This is a genomic window from Aquimarina sp. 433 (assembly GCF_054054605.1).
Map to the genome: position 1 here is coordinate 934917 of NZ_JBSWZK010000001.1, position 12072 is coordinate 946988.

Consider the following 12072-nt stretch of genomic DNA (forward strand, 5'->3'; position numbering starts at 1 on the left):
CAGTACTAAAACGTTTGAAAACTTATAGTTTTGGAAATATTTAAGAGATAGATAAATACGTTCTAAAAGCGCAGCTCATCTTCGTACTTAACCTCTTTTTTATAAATATCGCAATCTAATTCCACAGAAAGATTTTGTGGTTTTTTAAATTCTGACTTAGATATATTTAAGACTGGATCTTCATAACATTTTCTCATGTAAAGCGCCCAAATTGGCAATGCCATGGTGGCTCCATTTCCGTAGGCAATCGATTCGAAATGGGTAGAACGATTATCACCACCTACCCAGACTCCTGTACATAAATTTGGTACAATGCCCATAAACCATCCGTCACTTTGATTCTGGGTAGTTCCTGTTTTACCTGCTATAGGATTCTCAAATTTGTAAGGATGTCCTGTTACCAGCTTCTTATAAATGTATGAATTGGAAGCTTCAGTACGTAATCGTTTCCCTGAACCTGTTTCTGTGACTCCTTGCATTAAATTGAGCGTTAGATAAGCAGATTCTTTATTTATAACATCTTTTTTGTTAGGAACATTCTCATACAATAAAGCTCCATTTTTATCTCTTATATGAGAAATAATATAAGGCTCACTATAGATTCCTTCATTTGCAAAAACGCTATAAGCTCCTACCATTTCCGAAAGTTTTATAGCCTCGGTCCCCAGAACAATAGAGGCAACGGTATCTAAAGGGGTGGTAATTCCCAGCTTTTTTGCAAGATTAATCACAGGTGCAGGTCCCATTCTATCAATTAATCTAGCCGAAACTGTATTAATCGATCCTGCCAAACCTTCTTTTAGTGTAACAGAGCCCGCATAATTATTATCAGGATTTGTTGGAGTCCAATCCTCTCCAGAAACACCATGTTTACCCACTGGTATCGTTACTTTGGCTCTTGGTATTCTGTAACAAGGAGCGTAATTCAACTGATCTATTGCAGTAGCATATACCAAAGGCTTAAATGTAGAACCTACTTGTCTCGCTCCTTGATTTACATGATCATATTTAAAATACCTGTTATTAATTCCACCTACCCAAGCTTTAACTTCCCCGGTTTGGGGATCCATTGACATCAATCCTGTATGTAAAAACCGTTTGTAGTAGAGGATAGAATCTCTAGGCGTCATGATCGTATCGATAGTTCCTTTCCAGGAAAACACTCTCATTTTGGTTGGCTTATCAAACGAAGCAATTATTTCTTCTTCACTTGCACCTTGCTCTTTCATTATTGCTCTTCTCGAAGAACTTTTAATAGCTCTATTTACGATATCTTTTATTTGCCCAGAAGAAATACCTCGAAAAGGTGAAGTTCTATTAGTTTTTTCTTGCTTATTAAACTCCTTTTGAAGATTCGTCATATGTTCTTTAACAGCCTCTTCTGCGTACCTTTGCATTCGAGAATCTAACGTAACATAAATCTTTAGTCCATCTTTAAAAATATTATGAAATTCCGTAACACCTTCATCATTTACACCCTTAGGATGTTCTTTAATCCAAGTCTGGACCTCCTTCTTTACCACATTTCTAAAATAGGTAGCACTTCCTTCTGAATATCCTTCAGGAGTATATTGCAATTGAATAGGTAACTTCTTAAGGCTATCTTTTTCTTTAAATTGTAGATATCCATATTTTACCATTTGTGCCAGAACCGTATTTCTCCTGTTCAGAGCACGCTCTGGTTTCGTAATAGGATTATAATAGGTAGCGCTTTTTAACATTCCTATAAGCACTGCAGCTTCTTCTATTGTTAGATCCTTGGGTTCCTTATTAAAATAAATTCTGGATGCTGATCCTATACCTATTGCCTGTCTCGCAAAATCATATTTGTTCAGATACATTGCTATGATCTCATTCTTTGTATACTGCCTTTCGAGACGTGCAGCAATAACCCACTCCCTAATTTTTTGAGTGTACTTATCAATATTTTTTGATCTAAGACCTATAAAAAGTAATCTTGCTAGCTGTTGCGTAATGGTACTAGCTCCACCTTTTTTTCCTAATGATGTAAATGCTCGTAATGTACCTCTGGCATCTACTCCAGAATGCTCATAAAAACGTGCGTCTTCAGTAGCAATGAGAGCATCTACCAAATGCTGTGGTAAATCATCATATACAATAGGAGTTCTGTTTTCATTTGGTTGAAAAATTGTTCCCAACTGCACACCATCTGAAGAAATAATTTGTGCTGCCAAATCTGTCCTAGGATTTTCTAGATCTTCAAAAGTTGGCATTTTTCCGAGAACACCCCAACTCGCCAAAAGAAACAACAAAATCCCGATGCCAATCAAAGAAACAAAGCCGATCCAAAAACACTTGATATATAGCCTCTGATCCAGATTCACAAATCCTTTTTGTTCTTTTATGCTCGTATCCTTGTTCTCCATCATGGATAACAGAAATTTATTTTAAAGACCGAATTCGTCTTCTACCGGATCTTCAACCTTAATCCTTTTCTTAAACTCTTTGCAATCAACCTCAATGGTTAAGTTTTCAGGTTTACTAAAAGCTGATTTAGATACCTTTAATGATTTATCTGCGTAACATTTTCTCATATACAATGCCCAGATTGGTAAAGCCATAGTCGCTCCCTGACCATATCTGGTAGAATTAAAATGTGTAGCACGATCATCTCCACCAACCCATACACCGGTACATAAATTTGGTACAATTCCCATAAACCATCCATCACTTTGATTCTGTGTAGTTCCTGTTTTACCAGCAATAGGATTCGTAAATTGATACGGATAACCTGTTACCACATTTTTATAATCGTATCTATTAGAAGGTCCCGATCTAAGACGAGCTCCGGATCCTGATTGTGTAACTCCTTCTAATAAATTTAGGGTAACATAAGCAGCCTCTTTACTAATAACATCACGTGTTTCTGGTTCGAATTGATATAATGTTGTACCATTCTTATCTTCAATACTGGTGATCATTACAGGTTTATTATAAATACCTTCATTAGCAAAAGTACTGTAGGCGCCTACCATCTCTGATAGTTTGAGATCTACAGATCCTAAGGCAATCGATGCTACTTCAATAATTTCTGATTCAACGCCTGATTTTTTTGCTAATCTCACAATTGGTTCTGGTCCAATACGGTCCATTAAACGTGCAGATATGGTATTTACCGATTTTGCCAATGCTTCTTTAAGACTTAAATATCCCGTATAATCCGCGTCACTGTTTTTTGGTGTCCAATCCTCCATTACTCCATGAGATCCTGCTGGTATTGTAATCTGTGACATTGGTAATGTATCACAAGGTGATAATTTTAATTGATCAATTGCTGTAGCATACACAAAGGGCTTAAATGTCGATCCTACCTGACGTGCTCCTTGATACACATGATCATATTGAAAATGTTTAATATCTACTCCTCCAACCCAAGCCTTAACCTGTCCTGTCTGTGGTTCCATAGACATCATTCCTGATCTTAAAAAACTCTTGTAATATAAAATAGAATCCCTAGGAGTCATAATAGTGTCTATATACCCTTTCCAGGAAAATACTTTCATCTCCGTTTTAATATCAAATGATTTCAGAATCTCCTCTTCGCTTTTATTTTGAGACAACATCTTTTTTCTTCTCGCAGAACTCCTAATAGCTCGTTTGATAATACCATCAACTTCTTGCTTTGTAAGATCTCTAAACGGTGCTGTTTTATTTTTCTCTTCCTGCTTGTCAAATTCTTTCTGAAGATTTGACATATGCTCCTGCACCGCTTCTTCTGCATATTTTTGCATGCGAGAATCGATAGTTACGTTAATTCTTAGACCGTCTCTATAAATATTATAAAACTGAGTGTTTCCATCTTCATCTTCTCCTTTCGGGTTTTTCTTTACCCAATTTCCCATCCAACTTCTTACATACTCTCTAAAGTAAGTTGCTATTCCATCAGAATGCCCTTCTGGCGCATAATCTAGTGTCAAAGGTAACTGCTGTAAGCTATCTTTTTCTTTTTCTGTGATGTATTCATATTTTGCCATTTGTGACAACACTACATCTCTTCTGTTTTTAACTAATTCTGGACGTCTAAGCGGATTGAACAAAGAAGAATTTTTTAACATCCCTACCAATACAGCAGCCTCTTCCTGCTTTAACTCTTTAGGAGTTTTATTAAAATAAATTCGACAAGCAGAACTAATTCCAATGGCCTGATTAAGGAAATCATATTTATTAAGATACATTGCCATAATCTCGTCCTTAGTGTACTGTCTTTCCAGTCGAGCTGCGATTACCCATTCCTTAATTTTTTGGGTATATCGTTGCCAACCTCGAGATCTTGTACCTGTAAAAAGAAGTTTAGCTAACTGCTGTGTAATCGTACTAGCTCCACCTTTACTTCCCAAAAATGTGACAGCTCTTAACGTACCTCTAGCATCTATCCCGGAATGATCATAGTAACGCACATCTTCTGTAGCGACTAAAGCTTCTACCAACTTCGGAGATAAATCTTCAAAACTCACTGGAGTTCTGTTTTCCTTGAAAAAAGTTCCTATTTGTTTTCCATCAGAAGAAATAATCTGAGTAGCTAAATCATTCTGAGGGTTCTCTAATTCATCAAAACCTGGCATTTCACCAAAATAACCCCAACTTGCAAAAAGAAATATCAGAATTACTAGGCCAATTCCTGAAGCAAAAGTGATCCAAAACCACTTAATATATTTTAAAACACTGATTTCTTTTGATGCCGACTTTTTCCTAGTCGATTTAGGTGTTGCTTTTGCCATTATTATTTAGGATTTTGTGCAAATTCTATTCTAAAACCAATATCTGTAATTCCTTCGAGTTCATTAATACCGAATGTCTCTCCATTCTTCCTCATAGCATGCTGAAGCGTAACTTTATACACCCCATTTTCTGTGAAACTAACGTTCTCCTTATACCACAGCTTGTTCTCTTTTACATCAGAAAAACCTACACCTAACCATTCTCCATTTGGTTTTGCCATTTCATATTCTAATGTATCTGTAACAATCTTACCATTTGGAAATTCCATTTCACTAATCAAGAAAAGATTACTGAACTTATAATCATTATTGTTTCTTACATTAATGAATAAGTTATAGTTTTCTATAGAGTCTAATTCTGGTAAATTAAAAGTAACTTTTTCTTGTTTTTCCCAAGAACTGGAAACTGTTTTATATTCATCAAAAACCCTTGCATCATCACATGAATACAAGCAAACGCCTAAAAAAAGTAGTATAATAAGTCTAAGATTTATCATTATTTTTTCGTTGCTGTGGTTTTCGTTTTTTATTACGTTGATTATTCTTTTTCCAATTAGAATTTTTAGTATTGGTATTGGAAGGATTCTCTTTAGTTTTTTGCGAGTTTTGCTTTTTAGCAGTAGTATCCGCAGCAACCTTTTTCTTATTTCTATTCCTGTTCTTATTTCTTCTTCTTTTACTTCTTTTAGGTTGATCAAATCTTGTTAAACTATCTTGTCCTACAACGTTTTCAAAATCTACTTTAGTATCTTCTAATAGTTCAGAAGCAAATTCCTCTAGTCCAAGTACTTTTTCATTTTTCTTGTTAGCCTCTATAATTTCGTTTGCATGATCCGCAGATATTTTATGCCAATTCATCCATTCTCCTTCATAGGCATACCATAAGTATCCTTTGAAAATATCTATTTTCTGGCAAACAGCTGTACCCTTTTCCGTTTTCAATTTTACTTCGGTCTTCGGAAACTCCTTCAGCGCATCTATATAAGCATCCAATTCATAATTCAAACAACACTTTAATTTCCCACACTGGCCTGCTAACTTTTGAGGATTTAAAGATAGTTGCTGATATCTTGCCGCGCTGGTATTCACTGACCTAAAATCTGTAAGCCACGTAGAACAGCATAATTCGCGCCCACAAGATCCAATCCCTCCTAAACGAGCTGCTTCCTGACGAAAACCAATTTGTCTCATTTCTATCCTAGTACTGAATTCTTGTGCAAACTCTTTAATAAGCTGTCTAAAATCTACTCGTTCCTCTGCAGTATAATAAAAAGTACATTTGGATCCATCTCCCTGAAATTCTATATCAGAGATTTTCATTTGCAAATTTAAGCGAATGGCAATTTCTCTAGATCTTACCTGAATCTGTTTCTCACGATCCCTAGCTTTTTGCCAGATATCAATATCTTTTTGCGATGCTTTTCTGTAAATCTTTCTTACATCATCGCTATCGATATCTACCTTTTTCTTCTTCATTTGGATACGTACCAATTCGCCTGTAAGTGATACAATCCCTACATCATGACCAGGAGAAGCTTCTGTAGCTACAACATCTCCTATGCTTAACGATAAATTTTCTGTATTTTTAAAGAAGCTTTTTCTTCCGTTTTTAAAACGAACTTCTACACAATGAAAAGGAGCTACACCACTTGGAAGCGACATATTCGCTAACCAATCAAAAACGGTTAACTTATTACAACCATCTGTGCCACAAGTACCATTATTCTTACATCCTTTTGGCTGTCCGTCTTTCCCGGAGGAACAACTACTACACCCCATATACTTTTATATATTGTAATTTGCTCGCAAAATATGCGACAAATATGATTCTTACTCAGGTCGGATGTTCCTCATCCAACATTCACTTAATCGATAAAGATACTATGATTTCTTTTAAATCCATAGCATCTAAATCATTTTAGCATTACTGCTTAAATTTTAATACCTCAGAACGCCCTTTTTTGAATATCTTATTGCTGTTCCCTTTTCCTTTACGAAGTGCTTTTTGCTCTTCATACGACAAACTGTTAATGTCTTTACATTCAACAGAACAACAATTATCCATTTTTACCGCACATTCTGGACATTGAATAAACAACAAATGACATGCCTCGTTAGCACAGTTTACATGGGTGTCACAAGGTTTTCCACACTGATGGCAATTAGATATGATATCGTTTGATATTCTTTCGGACCTTCTATGATCAAAAACAAAGTTTTTTCCCAAATATTTGTTTTCAAGTCCTTTTTCTTCCACTTGCCTGGCATATTCTATAATACCACCTTCTAACTGAAATACTTTTTTAAAACCTTTATGCTTATAATATGCACTTGCTTTTTCACATCGGATTCCTCCTGTACAATACATCACCAGGTTTTTATCTTCTTTGTGCTCTTTTAAGTCTTCTTCTATAATATCTAATGAATCTCGAAATGTATCAACATCTGGAGTGATAGCTCCTTTAAAATGTCCTATTTCACTTTCATAGTGATTACGCATATCCACCAAAATAGTATCGGGATCTTCTATTAATTGGTTGAATTTTTCAGCATCCACGTGTACTCCTTTATTGGTAACATCGAACGTATCATCGTTTAATCCATCCGCGACAATTTTCTTACGAACTTTTACCTTTAACTTTAAAAAAGATTTTACATCTTGCTCTCTTGCAATGTTTAATCTTACATTTTCTAAAAATGTAATGCTATCCAGATGTTCCTTAAAAGCATTAAAGTTAGGAGCAGGAACCGATAATTGACCATTGATTCCTTCATTGGCCACATAAATTCGACCAAGTACATCTAATTCATTCCAATTAATAAATAAGTGATTTCTGAAAATTTCGGTGTTACCGATGTGTGCGTATTTATAAAAAGAAAGCGTAAGACGATCCGTACCTGCCTCATCAATAAGGGCTGCTCTCTCTTTTGCACTTAATTTATTGTACAGTTGCATGCTATACTAATTTTTAAGTTAGAGAAATAATTTAATTTTTTTTGCAAAAGTACAAATCCTGCTATAATATCCAAGAGTATGATTGTCTCCATAAAAAAATGCCTTGAAAACCACTTCAAGGCATTTTTTGGCTAATTCGTTATTTGAATAATTATTTCATCTAAACGATTAAAATCAAATAAAGAAGCTAGCCACCTTCTACTATACAACTACTAATTTTCGTAGTTATATGTCCATAAAGGTTATGTCTTACGACTCTTTTAAGAAACTTCATCTACATCTTCTTTACGCACAATTGTTCTAGTATTGCTTTTTAGGTAGATGCCATTATATAAAAAAGGTTGCGTCCATCATTAAAAAAAAATTAAGCAGCATAAAACGGGTTAAAGAACCAGATCATTGTTAATAAATTAGTTGCCTAAGTTGAATATTTGAAAGTATTATGCAAAAAACTTGTAGTATTTTAGCAAAAATCAATTACAAAAGAGAGTCAGCGCATGAGTACTGAAAAAGAAAAAGATGCAAAATTAAAAGCGTTAAAACTAACTTTAGACAAGCTAGATAAAGCTTATGGTAAGGGAACTGTAATGAAAATGGGAGATGATGCAGTTCAGGAAGTAGAAGTTATTCCTACGGGATCTCTAGGTTTGGATTTAGCACTTGGAGTTGGAGGATATCCTAAAGGAAGAGTTATAGAAATTTTTGGGCCAGAATCTTCTGGTAAAACCACTTTGACATTACATGCAATAGCGCAAGCGCAAAAAAATGGCGGAATTGCTGCTTTTATAGATGCAGAGCATGCCTTTGATAGATTCTATGCAGAAAAATTAGGAGTAGATATTGACAACCTTATTATTTCACAGCCTGATCATGGTGAGCAAGCGTTAGAAATTGCTGACAATCTGATCAGATCAGGAGCAATTGATATTATCGTAATTGACTCTGTAGCAGCCTTAACTCCAAAGAGTGAAATCGAAGGAGAAATGGGTGATTCTAAAATGGGACTTCATGCTCGATTAATGTCTCAAGCACTACGAAAATTAACCAGTTCTATTAGTAAAACTAATTGTACAGTAATATTTATTAATCAGTTGCGTGAGAAGATTGGAGTTATGTTTGGTAACCCAGAAACCACTACTGGAGGTAATGCACTTAAATTTTATGCATCTGTACGCTTAGACATCAGAAGATCGACACAGATTAAAAACAGCAATAGCGAAGTGCAAGGAAATAAAACTCGTGTTAAAGTTGTAAAAAACAAAGTGGCGCCACCATTCAGAACTGCTGAGTTTGATATTATGTATGGAACAGGAATTTCTAAAACTGGCGAGATCATTGATATCGGAGTTGATTATGAAATCGTAAAGAAGAGTGGATCTTGGTTTAGCTATCAGGACACAAAACTTGGGCAGGGAAGAGATTCAGTAAAATCATTACTTAATGATAATCCTGAGCTTATGGAAGAATTAGAGGAGAAGATAAAAGAAGCTATCAAAATTGTTAGTGAATAAACAATTTTCAAATTCTATACAAAAATCCCGAGTTCTCGGGATTTTTTTTGTCAAAACACCAAAACAAAAGCAAATTTTTTCGCTGAAATATTAAATAAGTAAAATCTACTATTTTTTTATACTTTAAACGCAACCTTCGTACTAACTCATCATCTATTAAATAGAATTTGGTATGTATAACCCCAAAGTTAGCAGTATGAAAAGGATTAAAATAATAGCACTAATCATTGTAACAGCCTGTTTATCTAGTTGTTTAACAAATGATGATTTGGGCATTAACTTCTCTTATGAGTTAGTACCCATAGAACAAGTGGATATTCCGGATCAATTTACAAGAGGAGAAACCTATGAAATAACTGTTTCGTATTTTAGACCTTCTGATTGTCATTCATTTAGTGGTTTTGATTATGACAGATTATCTAATGAACGTACGGTTTCAGTAGTAAATGTTGTTGTAAATGATCGTGAATGTGAAGATCTATCACAAAGTGATCTCATCGATGCATCTATTAATTTTATTGTAGGTTCAGAAGATTCTTATGTTTTTAGATTTTGGCAAGGAAGAGATGATCAAGGAGAGAATCAATTTTTAATCAGGGAAGTCCCTGTTGTAGATTAATATTTCGTTTAAACTTTTTAACTCAAACAAAATTGTTCGTGAGTTTAGAGCAACTCATAAAAAAGTGTAAAAAACAAGATGCTAAGGCACAAGAGCAACTGTATAAATTATACGGTAGTAAATTATTTTCAATATGTTTAAAATATTCGAATAATTACTCTAGTGCTGAAGATACCTTGCAAGACGCTTTTATTACAATTTTTGATAAGATAGGACAATATAACGGAAAAGGCTCTTTTGAAGGATGGGTTAAACGAATAACCATAAACACTGCTTTACAAAAATATCGAAAACAAAAAGTATTCGAAATTATTGGAGAAGAGCAGATTGAAGATGTAGAGGTAGAAATAGATGAAGACAATGTTTCTTTAGACTATTTATTAGAGATCATCCAACAATTACCTGATAGATATAGATTGGTATTTAATCTATATGTTTTAGATGGTTATTCTCATAAAGAAATAGCCAAAATGTTAGAGATCTCTGTAGGAACATCTAAGTCTAATTTAGCGAGAGCAAGAAATATTTTAAAAGAAAAAATAGAAAGTAATCAAGAACATCGTGTTCAATCAATTGAAGGATGAAGATGGATGATAAAAAAAATATAGACAGATTATTTCAGGAGAAATTCAAAGATTTTGAAGTTACTCCTAATGATGCGGTATGGGAAAAAATAAAAGCCCGTAAAAATGATGATCGCAAACGTATATTAATTATACCTTTTTGGTACAGAGTTGCAGGAGTAGCTGCTTTAGTTGCGGTTATTTTATCAGTAGGTTCTTTTTTATTACCTGACACGGCTAATAAAAATAATGTAATTGTTACCAATGATAATGTTCAGGATGAAAATGTAATTACACCTAAAAACCCTAGTATCGAGTTAAATAAACCTAAAGAAGGTTTCGTAAATCAGGAAGCTAGTTTTACAGATGGTGAAGAAGAGAATATGAGCACGAATAATGAGGCTCTTACAGATACTTCTATATCCGATTCTAACAAAACACAGCCATTTACTGATAATATAAACCCTTCTAATCATACTGCTAATAAACAGAATACATCAATTACATCTGTAACTGAAGAAAAACAAGACACGAATAATCTAAATCGTAACGATATAAGAAATAACACTACTATCCAAGAAGAAAAATTTACATCTGATATTGCTACTGTATCTAAAAGCACAAATTCTAAAATAGAAAAGCAAAACCTAACAACTACTTCTAACAAGAATGAACTACAGAAAATAGCAACGCAAGAAAGTACAACCGTTGATGGTAAAAAGCAGTCAATTATTGATAATGATTCTAATTTTGTAGATCCTACCATTATTGACAATAATATTAAAGAAGCTATTGCTAGTGATACTGGGGAGTCAAAAGAAATTGAAAATCCAGATAATACTGGTAAAAAATCAATCTTTGATGCTATTAAAGAAAAGGAAAACAAAGAAAAAGTTGTTGTCACTTCGGATCCTGAAAAAGAAAAAAGATGGAATATTGCTCCTAATGTAGCACCAGTTTATTATGATTCTTTTGGCGGTTCTTCAATAGATCCGCAATTCTCGGATAATACAAAACAAGGAGAAGTTAATCTTAGTTACGGAATACAAGTTGCGTATGCTATAAATAAAAGATTAATTGTAAGATCTGGTGTAAGTAAAGTAGATGTAGGGTATAACACCGAAGATGTAGGTTTTGGAATTGCTGCATTAGGAAGAGATGCCAACGGAGCTGGCAATACACAAAGCATTGTAGTATCGGATTATCGTAATGGTTCTATTTCCCTTGCACCTCCACCTGGAGATGTTAACAGTGAAATTCTGGTTACTTCACAAAATCCTGGACTGCTTAATCACAGTATAGGATATATTGAAGTTCCTTTAGAACTGAAATATGCCCTTACAGATTCTAAAATGGGTATTCATATGATAGGAGGAGTAAGCACTTTATTTTTAGAAAGTGATGAAGTTTCTGTGATTGCCGGAAGTTTTAGAAATAATAATGTATCAAGAGAGCAGACCGTAAATGATGTTAGCTTTAGTGGTAATATTGGCATAGGGTTTGATTATAAATTATCAGATCAATTTAAGATCAATATGGAGCCTATCTTTAAATATCAGTTTAATGGTTTTAGAGATAACGCTCAAAATTTTAGGCCTTATTATTTTGGTGTATATACTGGAGTAAGTTTTAGGTTTTAGTATCATGAAAAAGAAAAAATACCTAAAAATGTGTTAGGTAAATT

General features: G+C 34.1%; 9 protein-coding genes. 4 read left to right on the forward strand and 5 right to left on the reverse strand.

Translation table 11 applies throughout. The features are described from left to right. Positions 1 to 62: 62 nt before the first annotated feature. The 5 genes from ACWNT5_RS04070 to trhO all read right to left on the reverse strand — a co-directional run bounded on the left by ACWNT5_RS04070 (position 63) and on the right by trhO (position 7695). Positions 63 to 2387, reverse strand: a complete 2325-nt coding sequence (locus ACWNT5_RS04070) for a transglycosylase domain-containing protein (RefSeq protein ID WP_456516701.1) — start codon at positions 2385 to 2387, stop codon at positions 63 to 65. Positions 2388 to 2408: 21 nt separating this feature from the next. After that, the gene (locus ACWNT5_RS04075; protein WP_456516677.1) at positions 2409 to 4739 is read right to left on the reverse strand and encodes a penicillin-binding protein 1A; all 2331 of its coding nucleotides are present in this window, start codon (positions 4737 to 4739) and stop codon (positions 2409 to 2411) included. 2 nt (positions 4740 to 4741) lie between these two features. Continuing rightward, a complete protein-coding gene (locus tag ACWNT5_RS04080) occupies positions 4742 to 5236 on the reverse strand; it encodes a gliding motility lipoprotein GldH (RefSeq protein WP_299610777.1) in 495 nt (164 codons plus the stop codon). Further along, the gene (locus tag ACWNT5_RS04085; protein WP_456516678.1) at positions 5223 to 6518 is read right to left on the reverse strand and encodes a PSP1 domain-containing protein; all 1296 of its coding nucleotides are present in this window, start codon (positions 6516 to 6518) and stop codon (positions 5223 to 5225) included. Before ACWNT5_RS04085 ends, ACWNT5_RS04080 begins: the two co-directional genes overlap by 14 nt. A 145-nt stretch (positions 6519 to 6663) precedes the next feature. After that, on the reverse strand, positions 6664 to 7695 hold the full coding sequence (trhO, locus tag ACWNT5_RS04090; RefSeq protein WP_456516679.1) for an oxygen-dependent tRNA uridine(34) hydroxylase TrhO: 1032 nt from the start codon (positions 7693 to 7695) through the stop codon (positions 6664 to 6666). Between the two features lie 497 nt (positions 7696 to 8192). Between trhO and recA the strand changes: the two genes are divergently transcribed. The 4 genes from recA to ACWNT5_RS04110 all read left to right on the forward strand — a co-directional run bounded on the left by recA (position 8193) and on the right by ACWNT5_RS04110 (position 12028). Beyond that, a complete protein-coding gene (gene recA, locus ACWNT5_RS04095) occupies positions 8193 to 9206 on the forward strand; it encodes a recombinase RecA (RefSeq protein ID WP_299610768.1) in 1014 nt (337 codons plus the stop codon). A 196-nt stretch (positions 9207 to 9402) separates the two neighbouring features. Beyond that, positions 9403 to 9825, forward strand: coding sequence for a hypothetical protein (locus tag ACWNT5_RS04100; protein ID WP_299610766.1), 423 nt, complete (start codon positions 9403 to 9405; stop codon positions 9823 to 9825). Positions 9826 to 9863: 38 nt separating this feature from the next. Beyond that, positions 9864 to 10409 (forward strand): RNA polymerase sigma factor, encoded by a 546-nt coding sequence (locus ACWNT5_RS04105; RefSeq protein WP_299610763.1) that lies wholly within the window; start codon positions 9864 to 9866, stop codon positions 10407 to 10409. Between the two features lie 2 nt (positions 10410 to 10411). Beyond that, the gene (locus tag ACWNT5_RS04110; protein ID WP_456516680.1) at positions 10412 to 12028 is read left to right on the forward strand and encodes a hypothetical protein; all 1617 of its coding nucleotides are present in this window, start codon (positions 10412 to 10414) and stop codon (positions 12026 to 12028) included. Positions 12029 to 12072: the final 44 nt, after the last annotated feature.